The following is a 20,907-nucleotide window of genomic DNA, read 5'->3' as shown; positions in this document are numbered from 1 at the left end:
GGTCACCCGACTGTCCCCCCGGGTGCGACGGCGAGCAGCGCGGCGCGGGCCGCCCCGCGCGGCCCGTCCGTCACCGGGCGCCGCCCCGCCGTTCGTACCGCAGCGCGGCCCCCGTCACCACCGCGCCGAGCCCCTCCCAGAGGCCCACGCCCAGGAAACCGGTCGGGGCGCGGTCGGTGAGGACCGCCAGGGTGAAGACGGCGCAGGTGAGGAGCCGGAACGGGACCGTCCAGCGGAAGAAGGCCTTCCAGTCGGCGAGGGCGGCGAGGACGTAGTAGACGCCCATGTTGAGCGCGGCCATCGACGAGGCGGTCAGGAAGACCGGCGTGTGGTCGCCGTTCGCCCGCGCGCCGTCCGGCACGGGCGTGAAGCCCATGATCGTGAGCAGGGCGTCCGGGGCGACCAGGCCCACCACGCCCAGGGCGGCGGCGAGGACGCCGAAGACCGCCATGGTCCAGCCGGACAGGGAACGGGGCAGGCGCACGGCGGTTCTCCGACGAGGTGAGAGCGAGGGCGGCAACGGCAGGGGTTCGGCAGGGGCAGGGGTTCGGCCCTGACAGGGATTCGAAAGCCTGCTCGGAAGGCGGGCGTGCCCTTGCATATCGCGTGACGGGGGCCGACGGCCAATCGGCTCCCGCCCCCGTCACTTCGGCCCGGTCACCGCAGGGCCGCCGCCATCATCTTCTGCGCCACCGGGGCCGCGAGGCCGTTGCCGCTCACCTCGGAGCGGGCCGCGCCCGAGTCCTCGATCATCACCGCGACGGCCACCTGCTTCCCCGTCGACGCGTCCTTCGCGTAGGAGGTGAACCAGGCGTACGGCGTCTTGCTGTTGTTCTCGCCGTGCTGCGCGGTGCCCGTCTTGCCGCCGACCTCGGCCCCCGGGACGGCCGCGTTCGAGCCCGTCCCCTCCTCCACCACGGTCACCATCGCGCTGCGCAGCTGCTCGGCCGTCGAGGACGAGACGATCCGCCGGGTGTCCCCGTCCTCGTAGGACGTCAGCGCGTCGCCGTCGGAGTCGACCACCTCCGCGACCATGTGCGGCCCGGCGAGCAGCCCGTCGTTGGCGATCGCCGCCGACACGAGGGCCATCTGCAGCGGGGTTGCCGTCACGTCGAACTGGCCGATGCCGGTCAGCGCCGTCTGCGCCGCGTCCATCCCGGATGGGTACACGCTGGCGTACGCCCGTACCGGTACGTCGAGCTCGTCGTCGTTGAAGCCGAACTTCTCGGCCATCGCCCGCACCTTGTCCTGTCCGAGGTCGGCGGCCATCTTCGCGAAGACGTTGTTGCAGGAGTAGCGGAGCGCGGTGCGGATCGTGGCGTTCTCGCACGGCGCCGAGGGGTTCTCGTTCGGCAGCACGGTCCGGGTGTGCGGCAGTGTGTACGGGTCGGGGCTCGCCGTCCTCGTGTCCACGGAGCCGTACAGACCGTCCTCCAGGGCCGCCGCCGCGACGACCAGCTTGAAGGTGGAGCCCGGCGGCAGGGGCTGGCGCAGCGCCCGGTTGACCAGCGGCTTGTCCGGGTCGGTGGTCAGCTCACGCCAGGCGTCGCCGTCCGTCGTCCCGGCGATCCTCGACGGGTCGTAGGACGGGGTGGACACCATGGCCAGGACCCGGCCGCTCGCCGGGTCGACGGCCACGGCCGCGCCCTTCTTGTTCCCGAGCGCCCGGTAGGCCGCCTTCTGGACCTCGGGGTCGATCGTCGTGACGACCGTGCCCGGCTCCTCCCGGGCGCGCGTGACCGCGTCCAGCGGGTTCTTCAGCCGGTCGTCCGTGCCGTCGAGGACGTCGCCGTAGATGCCCTCCAGCTGGGTCGCGCCGTACGCCTGGGAGCTGTAGCCGGTGACCGCCGCGTACAGCTCGCCGTCGGTGTGGACGCGCTTGTACGCGAGGTCGCCGCCCTCCGTCCTCGTCGACCCGGTGACCGGCGAGCCGGCCACCACGATGTTCCCGAGCGGCTGCGCGTACCGCGCGATCGTCTTCCGCCGGTTGCTGCTGTCGTCCGCGAGCGCCTTGCCCTGGTACGCCTGCACCCAGGTGGCCCGCCCGAGGAGGGCGAGCACGAGGAGCAGGGCGAAGACCGAGGTGCGCCTGATCGTCTTGTTCATGGCACTTGTCCGGACGAACGGCGCGGTGGCGCCCGTTCCGGATGCGTCCGATTCTCAGCGAACCTTCATCTCGGCCCGCGGCCCGGGCGGTGGGCGCGACGCCGGGGGCTTCAGAAGGAGGCGCCCGGCCCGGGGAGGGGCCGCGCTCCGGCCGTCAGAGGCGGCGGGTGGCCAGCGTCAGCCGGTCGCGCGCGTCGAAGAGCGCGTCCTTGATCATCTGCTCGTGGGCCGGGGTGAGCCGCGCCACCGGCACCGAGCAGCTGATCGCGTCCCTGGCCGGCGTCCGGTAGGGGATCGCGATGCCGAAGCAGCGCAGCCCGAGGGTGTTCTCCTCGCGGTCCACCGCGAAACCCTGCTCGCGGATGACGTGCAGCTCCTCGATCAGCCGCTCGCGGTCGGTGACGGTGTGCTCGGTCAGCGCCGGGAGCGTCTCCGGGAGGAGCTTGCGGACCTGCTCGTCGCTGTGGGTGGCGAGCAGCGCCTTGCCGAGCGAGGTCGAGTGCGCGGGCAGCCGCCGCCCGACCCGGGTGAACGGCCGCAGATAGTGCTGGGACTGACGGGTCGCCAGGTAGACCACGTTCGTGCCGTCGAGCCGCGCGAGGTGGATGGTCTCGGTGGTGTCGTCCGAGAGCCGGTCCAGGGTCGGCCGGGCGGCGGCCACCACCTCGTCGCCGTCGATGTAGGAGGTGCCGACGAGCAGGGCCCGCACCCCGATGCCGTACCGCGTGCCGGTGGAGTCCGTCTCCACCCAGCCCAGCTCGACCAGGGTGCGCAGCAGCATGTACAGGCTGGACTTGGGGTAGCCGACGGCCTCCTGGACGGCGGCGAGCGAGTGCATCCCGGGGCGCCCGGCGAAGTACTCGAGCAGTTCCACGGTCCGCACCGCGGACTTCACCTGCGCCCCACCCGCGTCGGCAGTCACCATGCCCTCACCCCTTGTCCGTTCGTCTCGTCCGCTCGTGGCCGTATCCGGCCGTCTCCGGCCGCCCCGGTGTTCCGCGGGGAGCCTCCCACGGCTATGTTCATCCACAGGAACTGTGTTCAGAATAACGAACAGGGGACGTAGTGGTGGCAGCAGAACCAGTGTGGAGTGTGGACCCCCGGACGGGGAAGGCGCGCGACCGGGTCGCCGCGGAGGCCACGACCGAGGACGTCGACCGCGCCGTCCGCGCCGCGCACGCCGCACGCGACAGCCTCGCCGACCGCACGGTGCGGGCCGCCTTCCTCCGTACCGCGGCCGACCTCCTCGACGGTGCGGCCCAGGAGATCGTCGGGACGGCGGACGCCGAGACCGCCCTCGGGCCGGTCCGGCTCACCGGCGAACTCGCCCGGACGACCGCCCAGTTGCGGGCCTTCGCCGACGTCGTCGACGAGGGCTCCTTCCTCGACGTGCGGATCTCCCTGCCCGACCCGGCCACCACGCCGCCCACCCCGGACCTGCGCCGCTGGAAGATCCCGCTCGGCGTCGTCGCCGTCTACGCCGCCAGCAACTTCCCGCTCGCCTTCTCCGTCCCCGGCGGCGACACCGCGAGCGCCCTCGCCGCGGGCTGCCCCGTGGTGATCAAGGCCCACCCCGACCACCCGGCGACCTCCGAGCTCTGCGCCGGGCTCCTGCGCCGGGCCGCCGCCAAGGCCGGGCTCCCCGAGGACGTCGTCGTCCTCGTCCACGGCTTCGACGCGGGCGTCGCCCTGGTCCGCCACCCGCTCGTCGCCGCCGCCGGGTTCACCGGTTCCGTACGCGGCGGGCGGGCGCTCTTCGACGCGGCCGCCGCCCGGCCCGTACCCATCCCCTTCCACGGCGAGCTCGGCTCGCTCAACCCCGTCGTGCTCACCCCCGCCGCCGTCGAGGAGCGCGCCGAGGAGATCGGCACCGGACTCGCCGGCTCCATGACGCTGGGCGGCGGCCAGTTCTGCACCAAGCCCGGACTGGTCCTCGCCCCCCGCGGCGAGGCGGGGGACCGCTTCCTCGCCGCGCTGGCCGACGGGGTCGGCGGGACGACGCCGGCCGTCCTCCTCGACCACCGCATGCGCGACGCCTACGTCGCCGGAGTCGCCGAGCGCGCCGCGCTCGACGGCGTCGAGGCCGCCGTCCTCCCGGGCGCCGCCGACGAGCACACCGTCACCGCCGGCGTCCTCGCCGTCGACGCCGCACTGCTCGCCGGGGACGGCCACGACCTGCTCCTGGAGGAGTGCTTCGGGCCCGTCACCGTCGTCGCCCGCTACGGCACCCGCGAGGAGGCGCGCACGGTCCTCGGCCGGCTGCCCGGCAACCTCACCGCCACCCTGCACATCGCGACGGAGGCCGCCGAGGACGAGGCGGCCGCCCCGCTCCTCGCCGAGCTGACCCCGCTGGCGGGCCGTGTGCTCGTCAACGGCTGGCCGACCGGCGTCGCCGTCGCCCCCGCCCAGCACCACGGCGGCCCCTACCCGGCCACCACCTCCACCTCCACCTCCGTCGGAGCCACCGCGATCGAACGCTGGCTCCGCCCGGTCACCTACCAGTCCACCCCGCAGGAGCTGCTCCCGCCGGAGCTGCGCGACGACAACCCGCTGGGCGTCCCCCGCCACTGAGCCGCAGTCCCCGGGCCCGGAGCGCCGCAGTCCCCGGGCCCGGGTACGGGCCCGGGGTGCGTCCCCGGGCCCGTGCTCCGGCTCACACCGGGGCCGGAAACGGAATGAACCGGGCCGGGGCGGGCGTTGCCGCCGGGGAGAACCCCCACCGGCAACCCTCGGAGAGAAGTCACATGCGCGTCGAGATCTGGAGCGACATCGCCTGCCCCTGGTGCTACATCGGCAAGGCCCGCTTCGAGAAGGGGCTCGCGGCCTTCGCCCACCGCGACGACGTCGAGGTCGTCCACCGCTCCTTCGAGCTCGACCCGAACCGCCCCAAGGGCGACACGGCCCCCGTCCTGGAGATGCTGGCGAAGAAGTACGGCCGCACCCTCGACGAGGCCCGCGCCATGGAGGCGCACGTCGCGGGCAACGCCCGCTCCGAGGGCCTCGACTACCGCACCGAGGGCCGCGACCACGGCAACACCTTCGACATCCACCGGCTGCTGCACCTCGCCAAGGAGCGCGGCCGCCAGAACGAGCTGCTCGACCTCGCCTACCGGGCCAACTTCGCCGAGGAGCGCTCCGTCTTCGACCCGGAGACCCTGGTCGCCCTCGGCGTCGAGGCCGGTCTCGACGAGGCCGAGGTCCGGGCCGTCCTCGCCGACGAGTCCGCCTACGCCGACGCCGTACGGGCCGACGAGCGCGAGGCCGCCGAACTCGGCGCCAACGGCGTGCCGTTCTTCGTCCTCGACCGCCGCTACGGCGTCTCCGGCGGCCAGCCCGCCGAGGTCTTCACCCAGGCCCTCGAACAGGCCTGGCAGGGCCGCGTCCTCCAGCCCGTCGGCTCCGGCGCCGAGGTCTGCGGCCCGGACGGCGCCTGCGAGGTCCCGCAGACCCACTGACGCCTCGCGGCTCTGACCTGCGGAGATAAGGGCGGCTTGGGTGATCCCCACGGTCGGATCGCCATTGACGGGTGATCGTGGGGAATCCAGGGTGGGGGCATGGACTCCTTGGATCAGCCGCTGGGGGGCGCGGAGTTCGCGCCCAAGAAGACCTATCTGAACACCTCCGCCTGCGGGCTGCTGCCCCGCCGCACCATCGACGCCGTCACGCTCCTCGCCGAGGAGACCGCGGACGGCCGTCCCGACGGCGCCGGCAGCTTCGACCTCGTCGACGAGGCCAGGGCCACCTACGCCCGCCTCGTCGGCGTGGCTCCGCAGCGCGTCGCCGTCGGCAGCTCGGTCGCCGTCCACTGCGGGATGGTCGCCCAGTCGATGCCCGCGGGGGCCGAGGTCCTCTTCCCCGAGGGCGACTTCTCGTCCGTCATCACCCCCTTCACCGTCCGCGGCGACCTCAAGACGCGGTTCGTGCCGCTGGAGCGGCTCGCCGATGCGGTCCGCCCGGAGACCGCGCTCGTCGCCTTCTCCGCCGTGCAGTCGGCGGACGGCCGGACGGCCGACCTCGCGGCGATCCGGGCCGCGGCGGCCGCGCACGGCGCCCGGACGCTCCTGGACGCCACCCAGTCGGCGGGCTGGCTGCCGCTGCGGGCGGGGGACTGGGACTACACCGTCGCCGGAGGCTACAAGTACCTTCTCTGCCCGCGCGGCGCGTCCTTCCTGACGGTCACCGAGGAGGCGCAGGACTCGCTCCTGCCGATCCACGCGAACTGGGTCACGGGCGAGGAGCTGTGGGTCAACAGCTACGGGCCGGTGCGCCGGCTCGCCCGTTCGGCGCGGCGGTTCGACGAGCCCGTGGCCTTCTTCTCGTACCACGGGGCGGCCCGCTCGCTCGCCCTCCTGGAGGAGATCGGGATCGAGCGGATCGAGGCTCACGACAAGGGGCTCGCCGCCCGCTTCCGCTCGGGGCTGCTCGCCCTCGGCCACGCCCCGGTCATGGACGACTCGACGGTCGTCGCCGTCCCGGGCCTCGGGGACCGCGCGGACGCCCTGCGGGAGGCGGACGTCCTGCTCTCGTCCCGCGCGGGCAACCTGCGGGCGTCGTTCCACCTGTACAACACGGCGGCGGACGTGGACCGGGCGCTGGAGGTCCTCGCCGCCTGACGGCACCGACACGGGGCGGGGCGCGGCGCCGGCGCCGGGGCGGGCCCGACACCGGGCCGGGCCCCCGACGCCGGGCCGGGCCCCCGCCGGGTCCCCCGCCCCGCCCCTCCCGTACGGCGCTACTTCCAGGCGCCCGTGACCGCCCGGCGCGCCCCCTCCAGGTCCACCGTCCGGCCCGACTCGCCGAGTGCCGCGCCCAGCGCCGCGAGCGAGGACTGCACCGCACCCGGGGTGGCGTCCACCCCGTAGTGGTTCACCCGGATCATCTCCTTCGCGAGCGCCCCGCCGCCCGCGATCAGCGGCAGCGACGGATCGGCGGCCAGCGCCTTCGCCACCAGCTCCGCGGCGTCCACCCCGGCCGGGGTGCGCAGCGTCGTGGCGACCGGGGCCGCGTCCTTCGCCTCGCGCACGTACGGTTCGAGGCCGCCGCCCAGCGCGAGCGCGCCCGCCCGGGTCGCCGCCGCGGCCGAGGCGTGCCGGGCCATCAGCGCGTCGAGACCCTCCGCCTCGATCCGCTCCACGCACGCCTCCAGGGCGAGCATCTCCAGCTGCGCGGGCGCGTGGAGCAACGTCTTGCGGCCGCCGTCGATCCAGCGCTCCTTCCAGTCCAGGAGCGAGAGGTACGAGCGGCGCGGCGCGGCCGGGTTCGCCGCGAACCGCTCCCAGGCCCGGGCGCTCACCGACACCGCCGACACGCCCGCCGGGCCGCCCATCGCCTTCTGCGCGCCGATGATGCACATGTCCACGCCCCAGGCGTCCGGCAGCACCGGCTCCGCGCCGATCGAGGCCACCGCGTCCAGGTAGAACAGCGCGCCGTGCGCCCGTACGACCTCGCCGATCTCCGCGACGGGGTTGGTGTTCCCGGTCGCGGCCTCCGCGTGCACCAGGGACACGAAGTCGATCTCCGGGTGCTCGGCGAGCGCCCGCTCCACCTGCTCGGCCGTCACCGCCGTGTGGAACGGCACCTCCAGGTCGACGACGGTCGCCCCGCAGTCCCGCAGCCAGTTCCCGAAGGTCTGGCCGTACGGACCGGTGACCACGTTCAGCGCGGTGGAACCCGCCCGCGCCCCGCTGCGGATGCACCCCTCCAGGGGCAGCAGCGCCTCGCCCTGGGTGATCACCACGTCCTGCTCCGTGGAGAGCAGCGCGGCCACCCGGCGCTCGATCGACGCGAAGTGCGCGGCGGTCAGCGGGGCCAGGTCCAGGAGCGGATGTGTCACGGTCACGGCGGTGCCTTCTTCGGTTCGGTGCGGTTCAGTGCGGTTCGGTGCGGTTCACCCTCCCGGTCAGGGTACCGAGCGGGCTTCCCGGCGCCCGCGTCCCCGTCCGCGCCCGCATGCGGCCGCACCCGCCCTCGTACAGTGCAGACATGAGCGATCACGTGGTGCTGCATGTGAAGGGGCGGGTGCTCGTCGGCCCGGAGGACGTACGGGACGAACTGTGGTGCGTCGACGGGCGGATCACCTTCGAGCGACCCGCCGCGGAGGCGGTGACCGTCGAGGGCTGGGCGCTGCCCGGCCTCGTCGACGCCCACTGTCACGTGGGCCTCGACCGGCACGGCCCCGTCGACGGGGCCACCAGCGAGAAGCAGGCCCTCACCGACCGGGACGCGGGCACGCTGCTCATCCGCGACGCGGGCTCGCCGTCCGACACCCGGTGGATCGACGAGCGCGAGGACCTGCCGAAGATCATCCGCGCGGGCCGGCACATCGCCCGCACCCGCCGCTACATCCGCAACTACGCCCACGAGATCGAGCCCGCCGACCTCGTCGCGTACGTGGGGCGCGAAGCCCGGCGCGGCGACGGCTGGGTGAAGCTCGTCGGCGACTGGATCGACCGCGAGGCCGGCGACCTCACGGCCTGCTGGCCGCGCCCCGAGGTCGAGGCGGCCATCGCCGAGGCGCACCGGCTGGGCGCCCGCGTCACCGCCCACTGCTTCGCCGAGGACTCGCTGCGCGACCTCGTCGAGGCGGGCATCGACTGCGTCGAGCACGCCACCGGGCTCACCGAGGAGACCATTCCGCTCTTCGCCGAGCGGGGCGTCGCCATCGTCCCGACCCTCGTCAACATCGCGACGTTCCCGCACCTCGCCGACGGCGGCCAGGCGAAGTTCCCCCGCTGGTCGGCCCACATGCGCCGGCTCCACGAGCGGCGGTACGACACGGTCCGCGCCGCCTTCGACGCCGGGGTCCCCGTCTTCGTCGGCACCGACGCGGGCGGCTCCCTCGCCCACGGCCTGGTCGCCGAGGAGGTGGAGGAGCTGACCCGGGCCGGCATCCCGCCGCTCGACGCGCTCTCGGCCACCACCTGGGGGGCCAGGGCGTGGCTCGGCCGCCCCGCCCTGGAGGAGGGCGCCCCCGCCGACCTCGTGGTCTACGGGGAGGACCCGCGCGCGGACGTCCGCGCCCTGGCGGCGCCGCGGCGGGTCGTCGTCAACGGCCGCGTGGTCGCCTGAGCCGCCCGGCCACCCGAGCCGCGGGACCGCCCGAGCCGCCCGGCCACCTGAGCCGCCCGGCCACCCGAGCCGCGGGGCCGGGCGGCCGGTCGGGCGCGGCGCAGGAAGGCCGTGGGCCCGGTCTGCCCGTCAGGCGCGGCGCAGGAAGGCCAGGCGGGCCTTCTTCTCCGGGATGAAGACCTCCGGCAGGTCCACCTCGGGCAGCACGACCTCCGGCCCGAGCGTGAACCCGGCGCGCACCATGCGGGCGATCGCCTTCTCGTTGGCGGCGTCGGGCTCGACCACGATCCGGGTCCGGTCCCGCAGCGAGAAGGCGACGAGCGCGGTGAGGAGCCGGCCCGTGAAGCCCGGCTCCGGCGCGAGCCCCGGCGCGATCAGCAGGTGGACGCCGATGTCGCCCGGCTCGACGTCGTAGCACTCGCTCACCCGGTCGGCCTCGGGGTCGTACGTCTGGAAGAGGGCGACGGGCTCGCCGTCCCTCGCCACCAGGAAGCCGTGGTGGGTGGTGAGCGAGTCCAGGTGGGCGTAGACGTCCCTGACCTGCTCGACGGTGGTCCCGTTCATGCCCCAGAAGCGGGCCCGCTCCTCGTTGACCCAGGCGTGCAGGAGCGGGGCGTCGCCGTCCGGGTCGACGGGCCGGACCGTGACGGTCCCGAAGCCCTCGACGGTGTGCACGTACGCGGCGGTGGTCATCCCTGCTCCTTGGTGAGGTCCTGCCAGTCGGTGGTGACGGGGGCGAGTTCGCCCCGCAGCCACAGGGGGAGTTGGTCTTCGTGGTGCGGGTCGCCGGCCACGCCGGACGCGCCGAACGGCACGACCCATCGGCTGTTGTCGCGGTCGGCGAGGTCCCAGACGTACCGGGCGGCGGAGGCGCGGGCGCTGCGGTCGGTCCAGCCGGGCACGCTGGAGGTGGAGAGCACGCAGTCGTGGTCGCCGCCGAGTCCTGGCCACCGCGCGTCGTCGGGGTCGGGCAGCGCCTGCCAGGGCGCCAGCCGGTGGGTGGTGCCCCAGGCGGCGGGCGGCTCCTTCGCCGCGACCTCCTCCAGGGCCTCGCGCACGATCCGCCCGACGTCCCCGGCCGGTACGGGACCGGAGACCAGGAGCGTCTCCAGGGCGAAGGCGACGCGCGGCCCGAGCGCCAGCCACGGCTGGAAGAGGGCGGGGTACGGGGCGGGCTCGCGGAGCGCCGCGAAGGCCTCGTGCCCGGCGACGCGGCGCACGACGGCCCCGCGCACGGCGGCGTACAGGGCCGCGTCGGTGCTCTCGGCCTCCATCCGCCGGTCCCAGGCGAGCAGCCGGGCGCGGACGGCCGAGGCGGCGGGGGAGAGCCCGTCCGCGAGGCGCACCGCGTCCAGGAGCCGGGCCGCGGAGGGATTGTCGGTGTCCCGGTGGACCGCGGCCGTCGTCTCCGGGGTCCAGTCGGCCGAGGCGCCGAGCAGCGCGTCGATCCGGGCGGCCCGGTGCGGCGGGGCGAACTCGACGCCCAGGGACGCGGCGAGGCCCCGGGCGTTGGCCATGACGGCGTGCCCGCGCACCTCGGCGCGCGGCAGCGGCGCGGGCTCGGGCGCCCAGGCGTGCGCCGCGTCCCAGGCGGGCACGAGGCGCAGGGAGTTGCTCCGGTGGCGTACGGGGACGTGCCCGGCGACCCGGTGGAGGAGCCCGCCCCGGGTGTCGGCGGCCTGGAGGACGTTCACGGGCTCGACCCAGCCGTCGACGGCGGCGTCCACGTCCTCGACGGTGCGGGCGCCGAGCAGCGCGGGCAGCACCCCGAAGCCCAGCTCCCCGGTCACGCGCGGCGGGTGCCGCAGGCTGACGGCCTCCCACACGAGCCCCTCGGCCGCCCGGGACCCGCCGCCCGCGGTCGCCTCCCCGGCCGCTCCGGCCGCCTCGCCGGCCGCCCCGCCCGCCTCACCCGTCGCGGCGTCCGGTTCCGGGGCCGTGCCGATGATCACCGGACCGCGGGCCGTCTCGATCACCTCGATCAGGACCGGGTCCGCGCCCGCGACCTCGATCTCCTCCGTGTGGCGCGCGGCGGGCTCCCAGCCGTCCGGGCCGAGCGCCTCCACGCCGCCGTCCGGGAGGCGGCGCAGCCGCTCGCGGTACAGGTCCTGGTAGTCGGCCATGGCGTTGGTGATCGCCCAGGCGACCGAGCCGGTGTGGCCGAAGTGGGCGAGGCCGGGGACGCCGGGGACGGCGAGGCCCACCACGTCGTAGGCGGGGCAGGCGAGCCGGATCTGCTGGTAGACGCCGGGCGCCTCGATGAAGCGGTGCGGGTCCCCGGCCACGAGGGGCGCGCCGGACGCGGTGCGCTCGCCGGCCACCACCCAGCCGTTGGAACCCGCGGTGCCGGGTCCGTCGGTCGCGAAGAGTTCGGTCCACTCCTCGCCGAGCCGGCGGGCGACCTCCTCCCGCCACAGCTTGGTGGGGAAGCCCGCGAAGAGGATGTGGGTCGAGAGCCAGACGGCGAGCGGGGTCCACGGCTCCCACCTGCCCGCCGCGAGCCCCGTGGCGGCGAACTCGGGCGCCCGGTGCGCGCCCTCGGCGAGCCCGTCGTTCACCCCGTCCACGTACGCCCGGACCCATGCCGCCGTCGCCGGGTCGCCGTCCGCGAGCCGGTCGTAGCAGCGGCGGGCGGTGTCGGCGAGCCGGGCCTGCCGGACGAAGGTGTCCCAGCCGAGCTCGGCGGCGCCGAGGAACGCGGCGGTGGTGCCCCGGGCCCGGTGCCGCTCGACCTCCAGCTGCCAGGCGCGGTCGCGCGCGGTGACCCGCCCCTGGGCGAACGCGAGTTCCCGCGCGTCGGCGGCGCGCAGATGGGGGACGCCGAAGGCGTCCCTGAAGACCTCGATGCCCAACGCCCGACCCCGATTCCGTCCGTGGCTGTCCAGCCCCGTTGACCCAGCCTCATTAGGTTAGGCTGTCCTAAATTAATCTACAGGAGCTCAGGGGTGGGGATCGCAGTGGGTCATGGCTGGCAGGGGGCCGTCCTCAAGCTGATGCGCGGCAAGGACTTCACGTTCACCGTGACGGACGCCGAGCAGGTCACCGAGGACTACCGCAGGGTGCACTTCTCGGACGGCGGCCTGCTCGCCGCCGCCGGGGTCCACCCGACGATGTGGGTCCGCATCTGGTTCGAGAACGCGGGCAAGCCCCACCAGCGCGCCTACACCCTGGTCGACCCGGACCCGGCGGCCGGCACCTTCAGCCTGGAGTTCGCCCTCCACGACGGGCCCGCCAGCCGGTGGGCGCGGAGCTGCGTCCCCGGCGACACCGTGGAGGCCACCCTCCAGGGCACCGGCTTCGAGGCCCCCGAGCCGCGGCCCGAGCGGCTGCTCCTGGTCGGCGACTCCGCCTCCCTGCCCGCGGTGAACTCGCTCCTCGACGCCCTCCCGGACGTACCGGCCACGATCTGGTTCGAGACCCAGCACGCCTCCGACGCCGGGCTGCCGTTCCGGACGGACCCGGCCCGCCACGAGCTGCGCACGATCCCGCGCGAGGACGGCGGGGCCGGGCTGGTCGCCCGCGTGAAGGCCGAACTGCCCGCGCTCGCGACCCCCGACGCGTACGTCTGGATCGCCTGCGACACCGCGACCACCCGCACCCTCGCCGCGTACGCGCGCAAGGACCTGGCCCTTCCCAAGGAGCGCGTGCACGCCCTCGGATACTGGCGCGACGCGAGCTGAGCCCGGCCGTCGCCGCTTCCGACGGTCGCGGTGCGCCGGGTTGACGATCCGTTACCCGCGTCCGGTGCCGGTCGTTCTCACCGTTCCCACCCGACGCGGTTCCCGCCCCTTCGTGCGAAAGACGAGGGAAAGCCGAGAACGGTTGTGTCGAAAAAAATCGAAAATGAACACGGAAACCCCCCTTGGAGTGAACTCACGTCAGGAGACCGCCAGTTCACTCTCCGTGCGTAAAGATTCCGGTGTCTCAAGTCGCCGAGGCCGCGCCGACCCACCGTCCCCGTGGTGAGCGGCCGGCGACGCCATGTCTTCTGTGGGGGTTCCACCACCGTGAACAGCAACACCTTCCGTGCGCCCGTACGCCGTACCGCCGCCGTCGCGACCGTCGCCGCCCTCGCGGCCGGCCCCGTGCTCCTCGCGGCCACCGCGGCGCAGGCCACCGGCGCGACGGACGGCGAAGGGCACGCCACCGCCGTCGTCCTCCGCGCCGGCCTCGACGTCGACCTCCTCGGAAAGACGGTGAGCGTCCCCGTCCGCACCTCCCTCAACGAGGTCGAGGCGCCGGAGACCGAGAGCGAGACCGCGCTCAGCGTGCGGGTGCAGGGCGCCGAGGGCGGGCAGCCGATCGACCTCCTCAAGGCCGACGTCGCCACCTCGACCGCCACCGTGGACGAGCACAAGGCCGAGGGGTACGTGAACATCGCCAAGGCGCGGGTCCACGTCCCCGGCATCCCCGCGCTCTCCCTCATCGAGGTCGAGAAGGTCACGTCCAAGGCGCTCTGCGAGACGGGGAAGAAGCCGGTCGCCGAGTCCAACGTGCTCGGGCACGTCACCGTCTTCGGCAAGAAGACCACCCTCTCCGCGGGCGGGCGCACCCAGGTCGACGTCCCGGCCGTCGGCACGGTCACCCTCGACCTCTCGCGCACCACCGTCACCGACCGCACGGCCGCCGCGACCGCCCTGGAGCTCGCGGTGGACGTCGACCCGCTCAAGCTCGGCGTGGCCGAGGTCAAGGGCAAGGTCACGCTCGCCGAGGCCACCTGCGAGACGCCCGAGGACGCGTCGCCCACGCCGAGGCCGACCGAGCCCACGCAGAAGCCGACCGAGCGGCCCACGGAGCGCCCGTCGCAGGAGCCGACGGGACAGCCCACCGTCGAGCCGAGCGACGGCGGCGTCAAGCCCAACACCGGCGGCACCACCCCGACCGAGAACCTCGCCGAGACCGGCGGCAGCTCCACCACCCCGTACCTCGCGGCCGGCGCCCTCGCCCTCCTCGTCGCGGGCGGCGGCGCCCTCGCCTTCACCCGCTCGCGCGCCCGCGCCCGGGGCTGACGCCCCCGGCCCGAGGGGGAGGCGCCGGGGGGCGCCGCCGGGGGAACGGGGGGGGCAGGGGGAACGGAGGCCGGGGCGCACGGGGTGACGACACCGCACGCCCCGGCCTCCGCGGTGTCCGCCCGGCGGCGGGGCGACCCGGCCCCGGGCCGCACGCGGGCCGCGCCCGGTCCGGTCGGCCCGGTCGGGGCGGGAGAGGGGGGCGGCCCCGTCCGGTCGCCCGCTCAGCCCCCGATCAGCAGCGCCTGGTCCAGCGCCTGCAGGAACCGGTTCGTCGTCGCCCGGTCCCGGACCGCGAGCCGCAGCCAGTTGCGGTCCAGGCCGGGGAACGTGTCGCCCCTGCGGGCCGCGAAGCCCAGCGCCCGCAGCCGCTCCCGTACCGCGTCCGCCCCGTCGATCCGGACGAGCACGAACGGACCCGCCGCACCCGCCACCGTCCGCACCTCGTCGAACTCCGCGAGCCCCGCCAGCAGGTGCTCCCGCTCCACCGTGACCCGGTGCGCCGCGTGCTCCGCCTCCGCGAGCGCCACCCGCGACATGCACGCCTCCGCGGCCACCAGCGCCGGAGTCGACACCGGCCACAGCGGCTGCGCCCGCTCCAGCTCCCGGACCGTCCCGGGTGCCGCGAGCACGTACCCGACCCGCAGCCCGGCGAGCCCCCAGGTCTTGGTCAGGCTCCGCAGCACCACGAGCCCCGGCACGTCGGTCCGCCCCGCCAGCGACTCCCGCTCGCCCGGCACCGCGTCCATGAACGCCTCGTCGACCACCAGGGTCCGCCCGGGCCGGGCCAGCGCGGCGATCGCGTCGGCCGGGTGCAGCACCGACGTCGGGTTCGTCGGATTGCCGATCACCACCAGATCCGCCTCCTCCGGCACCGCCGCCGGATCCAGCCGGAACCCGTCCTCCTCGCGCAGCAGCACCCGCTCCACCGACCGCCCGGCGTCCCGCAGCGCCGCCTCCGGCTCGGTGAACTGCGGATGCACCACGACCGGCCGTCGCGCCGGCAACGCCCGCGCGATCAGCACGAACGCCTCCGCCGCACCGGCGGTCAGGAGCACCCGGCCGGGCGGCAGATCGTGGCGCACCGCCACCGCCGCCCGCGCGGACCGCCCGTCGGGGTAGGCCGCGAGCGTCGCGAGCGAGGCCGCGAGGCGATCCCGCAGCCAACCCGGCGGGGTGTGGGTGCGGACGTTGACCGCGAGGTCGATGAGTTTCTCGTCCCGGACCTCGGCATCACCGTGGTGACGCAGGTCGTGGGCATCGGAGTGCGTGTGCGTGTCCATGGCCGCCGTCGTGTGGGGGGTGGGGATGGTGGGGGGTGAGCCAGGCTCGCCAGCGATGTACCCGGGCGTCAAGGGCAACAACCGTACGCCCGCGGCACCTTCGTTCGGACGTAACGGGACACATGCCGCAACTGCGCACGTCACGCGCCGCGTTTTCCGCTTCGGTACGAGCAGTACGGCCCGCACCCCCGCCCTTCCCCGCCCGGCCCCTCCGGCCCGGCCCTCCGCCTCCGCCGATTCCGCGTCCGCCGCCGATTCCTCCTCCGCCGCGCGCAGCGCCGCCGCCTCCGCGACGGACGCCGTGCCCGTCGCCGCCAGCGGCACCGACGACGGATGCGGTACGCGGACGGCGGCCAGCTCCTCCGCCGTGAACCCCCGCACCGGCACCCCGAGCGCGGCCGCCGCGCCCACGAGCCCCGGCTCGGCCACGCGCGCGTCCAGCGTGGCGACGCCCCGCACCCGGGCCGCCGACAGACCGCCCTCCCGCAGACACGCCCCGATCAGACCGAGCACCTCGTCCACCGGAGCACCCGACCGGACCCCGACACCGAGGTGCACGAACAGGCCCTCATCCGCTACCAAAGCCCCATGGCTGTCGTCGTCGCGCTCGGCGCGTTCCTCATGACCCTCTTCGGCGGATGGGTCGCCGGGCGCGTCACCGACCGTCGCCACCTGGTCCTCGGCCTCGCCGGCGGGCTCATGCTCGGCGTCGTCGGACTCGACCTGCTGCCCGAGGCTCTGGAGGCCGCGGGCGGCGAGGTCTTCGGCGTCCCCGAGGCCCTGCTGCTCTTCGTCGGCGGCTTCCTCTTCGCGCACGTCGTGGAGCGGCTGCTCGCCGTCCGCCGGGCCGCGCACGGCGTCGGCGCCGACGACCGCGTGCCGCAGGTCGGCCTCACCGCAGCCGCCGCGATGGTCCTGCACAGCCTCATGGACGGCATCGCCCTCGGCGCCGCCTTCCAGGTCGGCGGCGGCATGGGCGCCACCGTCGCCGTCGCCGTCATCACCCACGACTTCGCCGACGGCTTCAACACCTACACGATCACGAGCCTCTACGGGAACGCCCGCCGCCGGGCCGTCGCCATGCTCGTCGCCGACGCGCTCGCCCCGATCGTCGGCGCCGCGTCCACCCTGCTGTTCACCCTTCCGGAGGAACTCCTCGGCGGCTATCTCGGTTTCTTCGGCGGCGCCCTGCTCTACCTCGCCGCCGCCGAGATCCTCCCCGAGGCGCACCACGAACACCCCGCCCGCTCCACCCTGCTGTGCACGGTCGCGGGCGTGGCCTTCATCTGGCTCGTGGTGGGCCTCTCGGGACACTGAACTCACCCGCAGTGCGCCACGAAACGCGCGGCGACCCCCGGGGCCCCCGCCCAGTGGGTGTGCACATAACTGGCGTGCACCCCGCCCCGGACGAAGCCCTCCACCCGGCGCTCCGGCTGCCGCAGCCCCCAGGCGGGCCGCTCACCCGCGCCCGGCTCGATCACCGTGCGGTGGAACTCGTGCCCCCGCACCCGCGTTCCGGCCGCCGCCAGCACGCTGTCGCCGACGGCGACGGCGTCCCGGTAGCCGAGCGTCAGCCGCTGCGACATCCGCGCGTCCGCGTCCAGCACCCCGCACATCGGCCGCCCGTCGAGCGACCGCGCCAGGTACAGCAGGCCGGCGCACTCGGCCGCGACCGGCGCCCCCGAGGCGGCGAGCTCCGCCACGGCCTTCCGCAGCAGCTCGTTGTCCGACAGCTGCTCCCCGTACATCTCGGGGAACCCGCCCCCGATGACGAGCCCGCGCGTGCCCTCGGGCAGCGTCTCGTCCCGCAGCGGGTCGAAGGTCACGACCTCCGCGCCCGCCGCGGCCAGCAGCTCGGCGTGCTCGGCGTACGAGAACGTGAACGCGGCCCCGCCCGCCACGGCGACGACCGGCCTGGGCCCGGACCGCTCCGCCGACGACCGCAGACGCTCGTCCTCGGCCGTCCACGGCTCGGCGTGCAGCGGCGGCGCCGACCGCGCGAGCGCCAGCAGCGCGTCCAGGTCGCACCCCTCGCGCACCTGCTCCGCCTGGGCCGCCACGGCCTCGACCGCCGCCGCCTGCCGCTCCGCGACCGGCACGAGACCCAGGTGCCGCGACGGCGTGGCGACCGCCGGGGCCCGCCGCAGGACGCCGAGCACCGGCACGCCCGACTCCCCGAGCGCCTCCCGCAGCAGGTGCTCGTGCCGGTCGGTGGCGACCTTGTTGAGGATCACGCCCCCGATCCGCACCTCCGGGTCCCAGGACGCGAAGCCGTGCACGAGCGCCGCCACCGACCGCGACTGCGAGGACGCGTCGACGACCAGCACCACCGGCGCCCTGAGCAGCTTCGCCACCTGCGCGGTGGAGGCCAGCTCGCCCTGGTCGGCGGCCCCGTCGTACAGGCCCATCACCCCCTCGACCACGGCCAGGTCGCAGCCGCGCGACCCGTGCGCGAAGAGCGGCGCGACCAGCCCCGTACCGCACATGAACGCGTCGAGGTTGCGTCCCGGGCGGCCGGTGGCGAGCGCGTGGTAGCCCGGGTCGATGTAGTCCGGGCCGACCTTGTGCGGCGAGACGGCCAGACCGCGGCCGGCGAACGCGGCCATCAGGCCGGTCGCGACCGTGGTCTTGCCCGCACCCGAGGACGGGGCGGCGATGACGAGACGGGCTACCACTCGATGCCCCGCTGGCCCTTCTGACCCGCGTCCATCGGGTGCTTCACCTTCGACATGTCGGTCACCAGGTCCGCGAAGTCCAGCAGTTCCTGCGGGGCGTTGCGGCCGGTGATGACGACGTGCTGCTGCCCGGGCCGGTCCCGCAGCACCTCGACGACCTCCTTGACGTCGATCCAGCCCCAGTGCAGCAGGTACGCGAACTCGTCGAGGACGTAGAACTTGTACCGCTCCTCCGCGAGGTCCCGCTTGACCTGCTCCCAGCCCTCGCGCGCCTTGTCCTCGTGCGACTGCTCGCCCTCGGCGACCTCGCGCTGGATCCAGGACCAGCCCTCGCCCATCTTGTTCCAGGTGACGGTGCCGCCCTTGCCGGTCTCGCCGAGCGCCTTGAGGGCGTTCTCCTCGCCGACCCGCCACTTGGCGGACTTGACGAACTGGAACACCCCGATCGGCCAGCCCTGGTTCCAGGCGCGCAGCGCCATGCCGAAGGCGGCCGTCGACTTCCCCTTGCCGACGCCGGTGTGCACCATCACCAGTGCGCGGTTGCGGCGCTGACGGGTGGTGAGGCCGTCGTCGGGTACGACGGTCGGCTGTCCCTGCGGCATTACGCGGCCCTCCTGGGAGCGTTGGTGGCGTTCTCTGTCTGTACGGTCCTGACCAGCCCGGCGATCGAGTCGGCGCGCAGCTCGTCCAGGGTCACGGCGGTGCCGCCGAGGTCACGGGCCAACTGCCCGGCGAGCCCGAGCCGTACGGGGCCCGACTCGCAGTCCACGACGACGCTCGCCGTGCCCTCGGCGGCGTGCAGCCGGGCCGCGCGGGCGGCGAGCGCCACAGGATCGGCACCGCCGCCGGTGGCCCGCCCGTCGGTCACGACGACGAGCAGGGGACGGCGCGAGGGGTCCCGCAGGCGCTCCACCCGCAGCACGTCGTGGGCCCTGAGCAGCCCGGCCGACAGCGGTGTGCGCCCCCCGGTCGGCAGCTGCTCCAGACGGGCGGCCGCCGCGTCCACGGACGAGGTCGGCGGCAGTGCCAGCTCGGCGTCCCGGCCGCGGAAGGTGACCAGACCGACCTTGTCGCGCCGCTGGTAGGCGTCGAGCAGCAGCGAGAGCACCGCGCCCTTCACGGCGCTCATCCGCCGCCGGGCGGCCATCGACCCGGAGGCGTCGACCACGAAGAGGACGAGGTTCCCCTCGCGGCCCTCCCGGGTCGCCTGCCGCAGGTCGTCGCGGCGCACGACCAGGCCGGGCCCGGACCGCCCGCGCGCCTTCTGGTGCGGGGCGGCGGCCCGCACGGTCGCCGCCAGGTGCAGCTTCGTCAGCGCCCCCCGCGGCCGGGTCGACCCGGTGGTCCTGCCGTGCTCGGTACGGGCCCGGGAGCGGCGCCCGGCCGCGCCCTCGCCGAGTCCCGGCACGCTCAGCACCTTCGTGCGGAACGGCTCGGCGGCACCCACGGCGGCGCGCTCACCGGCGCCGGGGCCCTGCGGGGCGCTCGCCCGCGCGGGCGCGTCCTCCGGCTTCCCTTCGGTCTCGGGAGCCCCTTCGGTCTCGGGCGCGGGCGCCTCGCCGCCCTGCGGCGGGACGCCCCCGCCGTCCGGACCGCCCCCCGGACCGCCGTCGCCGGGACCGCCGTTGTCCGGACCGCCGTCGCCGGGGCCGTCCGGCTCCGGGTCCTCGTCCGGCTCCTCGCCCTTGAACTGCTCCAGGGTCTCGTCGAGCTTGTCCTCGTCGAGGCCCGGCGCGTCGAAGGGGTTGCGCCGCCGCCGGTGCGGCAGCGCGAGCAGCGCGGCCTGCCGCACGTCCTCCGAGGTCACCTCGGTCCGGCCCGCCCACGCCGCGAGCGCGGTCGCGGTCCGGGCCATCACGATGTCGGCGCGCATGCCGTCCACCTCGAACGCGGCGCAGGTCGCGGCGATCTGGAGCAGCGCGGCGTCCCCGAGGACCACCTCCGGCAGCAGGGCGCGCGCGGCGACGATCCGCGCCCGCAGCGCGGTCTCCTCGCCCGCCCAGCGCGCGGCGAACGCGGCCGGGTCGTCCTCGAAGGCGAGCCGCCGCCGGACGACCTCGACCCGCTGCTCGGGCACGCGGGAGGCCGCGACCTCCACCGTGAGGCCGAACCGGTCGAGCAACTGCGGCCGCAGCTCGCCCTCTTCGGGGTTCATGGTCCCGACGAGCAGGAACCGTGCCGCGTGCCGCACGGAGACGCCCTCGCGCTCCACGTGGGAGGCGCCCATGGCGGCGGCGTCGAGCAGATGGTCGATCAGGTGGTCGCTGAGGAGGTTGACCTCGTCGACGTAGAGGATGCCCCGGTGCGCGGCGGCCAGGAGCCCCGGCTCGAAGGCCTTCACGCCGTCGGCGAGCGCCTTCTCGATGTCGAGCGCGCCGACCAGCCGGTCCTCGGACGCGCCGACGGGCAGCTCGACCATCCGCGCGGGCCGCGCGGACGCCCCGGCCCCCCGGTCGTGCGGCCCGTCCGGGCAGCCGGGGTCGGGCGACGCCGGGTCGCAGCTGAACCGGCACCCGGGGACGACCGGGACCTCGGGAAGCAGCTCGGCGAGCGCCCGGACGGCCGTGGACTTCGCGGTTCCCTTCTCGCCGCGCACGAGGACGCCGCCCACCGCCGGGCTGACGGCGTTCAGCAGCAGCGCGAGCCGCAGGTCGTCCATGCCGACGACGGCGGTGAACGGGTAGCGGGTGCTCATCGGAGGGTGGCTCCTTCGGGTCGCGACGACGCGGAAAAGATCAGCGGGAGGTGGGCGGCGGCCGTGCGGCG

General features: G+C 75.2%; 17 protein-coding genes. 7 read left to right on the top strand and 10 right to left on the bottom strand.

Features of this window, described 5'->3' with window-relative positions; genetic code table 11:
• Positions 1–70 precede the first annotated feature (70 nt).
• The 3 genes from ACWDVG_RS01815 to ACWDVG_RS01805 form a co-directional block, all read right to left on the bottom strand.
• Positions 71–451: a hypothetical protein gene (locus ACWDVG_RS01815; RefSeq protein ID WP_451695628.1), complete on the bottom strand. Its 381-nt coding sequence runs from the start codon at positions 449–451 to the stop codon at positions 71–73.
• 206 nt (positions 452–657) lie between these two features.
• Positions 658–2,106, bottom strand: a complete 1,449-nt coding sequence (locus ACWDVG_RS01810; RefSeq protein ID WP_451695171.1) for a peptidoglycan D,D-transpeptidase FtsI family protein — start codon at positions 2,104–2,106, stop codon at positions 658–660.
• A gap of 154 nt (positions 2,107–2,260) precedes the next feature.
• Positions 2,261–3,031: an IclR family transcriptional regulator gene (locus ACWDVG_RS01805; protein ID WP_451695169.1), complete on the bottom strand. Its 771-nt coding sequence runs from the start codon at positions 3,029–3,031 to the stop codon at positions 2,261–2,263.
• A 143-nt stretch (positions 3,032–3,174) separates the two neighbouring features.
• Between ACWDVG_RS01805 and ACWDVG_RS01800 the strand changes: the two genes are divergently transcribed.
• From ACWDVG_RS01800 to ACWDVG_RS01790, 3 genes are all read left to right on the top strand, one after another.
• Positions 3,175–4,677: an aldehyde dehydrogenase (NADP(+)) gene (locus tag ACWDVG_RS01800; protein WP_451695167.1), complete on the top strand. Its 1,503-nt coding sequence runs from the start codon at positions 3,175–3,177 to the stop codon at positions 4,675–4,677.
• Positions 4,678–4,850: 173 nt separating this feature from the next.
• Positions 4,851–5,561, top strand: a complete 711-nt coding sequence (locus ACWDVG_RS01795) for a DsbA family oxidoreductase (protein WP_451695165.1) — start codon at positions 4,851–4,853, stop codon at positions 5,559–5,561.
• Between the two features lie 99 nt (positions 5,562–5,660).
• The gene (locus ACWDVG_RS01790; protein ID WP_451695163.1) at positions 5,661–6,719 is read left to right on the top strand and encodes an aminotransferase class V-fold PLP-dependent enzyme; all 1,059 of its coding nucleotides are present in this window, start codon (positions 5,661–5,663) and stop codon (positions 6,717–6,719) included.
• Between the two features lie 119 nt (positions 6,720–6,838).
• Here ACWDVG_RS01790 and ACWDVG_RS01785 read toward each other — a convergent pair whose 3' ends face one another.
• Complete coding sequence (locus ACWDVG_RS01785; protein ID WP_451695626.1) at positions 6,839–7,939, bottom strand: pyridoxal-phosphate-dependent aminotransferase family protein; 1,101 nt, start codon at positions 7,937–7,939, stop codon at positions 6,839–6,841.
• Between the two features lie 149 nt (positions 7,940–8,088).
• Between ACWDVG_RS01785 and ACWDVG_RS01780 the strand changes: the two genes are divergently transcribed.
• Positions 8,089–9,174 (top strand): amidohydrolase family protein, encoded by a 1,086-nt coding sequence (locus ACWDVG_RS01780; protein ID WP_451695161.1) that lies wholly within the window; start codon positions 8,089–8,091, stop codon positions 9,172–9,174.
• Between the two features lie 129 nt (positions 9,175–9,303).
• Here ACWDVG_RS01780 and ACWDVG_RS01775 read toward each other — a convergent pair whose 3' ends face one another.
• Both ACWDVG_RS01775 and ACWDVG_RS01770 read right to left on the bottom strand, forming a co-directional pair.
• Positions 9,304–9,867, bottom strand: a complete 564-nt coding sequence (locus ACWDVG_RS01775; protein ID WP_451695159.1) for a GNAT family N-acetyltransferase — start codon at positions 9,865–9,867, stop codon at positions 9,304–9,306.
• Positions 9,864–12,026 (bottom strand): penicillin acylase family protein, encoded by a 2,163-nt coding sequence (locus ACWDVG_RS01770; protein ID WP_451695157.1) that lies wholly within the window; start codon positions 12,024–12,026, stop codon positions 9,864–9,866. Before ACWDVG_RS01770 ends, ACWDVG_RS01775 begins: the two co-directional genes overlap by 4 nt.
• Positions 12,027–12,131: 105 nt before the next feature.
• Here ACWDVG_RS01770 and ACWDVG_RS01765 point away from each other — a divergent pair, with 105 nt between their 5' ends.
• Both ACWDVG_RS01765 and ACWDVG_RS01760 read left to right on the top strand, forming a co-directional pair.
• Positions 12,132–12,854 (top strand): siderophore-interacting protein, encoded by a 723-nt coding sequence (locus ACWDVG_RS01765; protein WP_451695624.1) that lies wholly within the window; start codon positions 12,132–12,134, stop codon positions 12,852–12,854.
• Between the two features lie 327 nt (positions 12,855–13,181).
• Positions 13,182–14,183, top strand: coding sequence for an SCO1860 family LAETG-anchored protein (locus tag ACWDVG_RS01760; protein WP_451695155.1), 1,002 nt, complete (start codon positions 13,182–13,184; stop codon positions 14,181–14,183).
• A gap of 224 nt (positions 14,184–14,407) precedes the next feature.
• Here ACWDVG_RS01760 and cobC read toward each other — a convergent pair whose 3' ends face one another.
• Positions 14,408–15,988 (bottom strand): Rv2231c family pyridoxal phosphate-dependent protein CobC, encoded by a 1,581-nt coding sequence (gene cobC, locus ACWDVG_RS01755; RefSeq protein ID WP_451695153.1) that lies wholly within the window; start codon positions 15,986–15,988, stop codon positions 14,408–14,410.
• Positions 15,989–16,054: 66 nt separating this feature from the next.
• On the opposite strand from cobC, the gene ACWDVG_RS01750 reads away from it, so the two are divergent.
• On the top strand, positions 16,055–16,783 hold the full coding sequence (locus ACWDVG_RS01750; RefSeq protein ID WP_451695151.1) for a ZIP family metal transporter: 729 nt from the start codon (positions 16,055–16,057) through the stop codon (positions 16,781–16,783).
• Positions 16,784–16,785: 2 nt separating this feature from the next.
• Here ACWDVG_RS01750 and ACWDVG_RS01745 read toward each other — a convergent pair whose 3' ends face one another.
• From ACWDVG_RS01745 to ACWDVG_RS01735, 3 genes are read right to left on the bottom strand one after another with little or no spacing between them, the layout of a single operon-like run.
• Complete coding sequence (locus tag ACWDVG_RS01745; RefSeq protein ID WP_451695149.1) at positions 16,786–18,141, bottom strand: cobyrinate a,c-diamide synthase; 1,356 nt, start codon at positions 18,139–18,141, stop codon at positions 16,786–16,788.
• Positions 18,135–18,743 (bottom strand): cob(I)yrinic acid a,c-diamide adenosyltransferase, encoded by a 609-nt coding sequence (gene cobO, locus ACWDVG_RS01740; protein WP_451695147.1) that lies wholly within the window; start codon positions 18,741–18,743, stop codon positions 18,135–18,137. The genes ACWDVG_RS01745 and cobO overlap by 7 nt, the downstream gene beginning before the upstream one ends.
• Positions 18,743–20,836 carry a putative cobaltochelatase gene (locus ACWDVG_RS01735; RefSeq protein ID WP_451695145.1) on the bottom strand — a complete coding sequence of 698 codons (2,094 nt, stop codon included), beginning with the start codon at positions 20,834–20,836 and terminating at the stop codon, positions 18,743–18,745. Before ACWDVG_RS01735 ends, cobO begins: the two co-directional genes overlap by 1 nt.
• Positions 20,837–20,907: the final 71 nt, after the last annotated feature.

The sequence above is a fragment of the Streptomyces sp. NPDC003327 genome (genome assembly GCF_053589515.1).
Note: the sequence above shows the minus strand (reverse complement) of the source record. Positions and strands in the feature narration are given on the sequence as shown.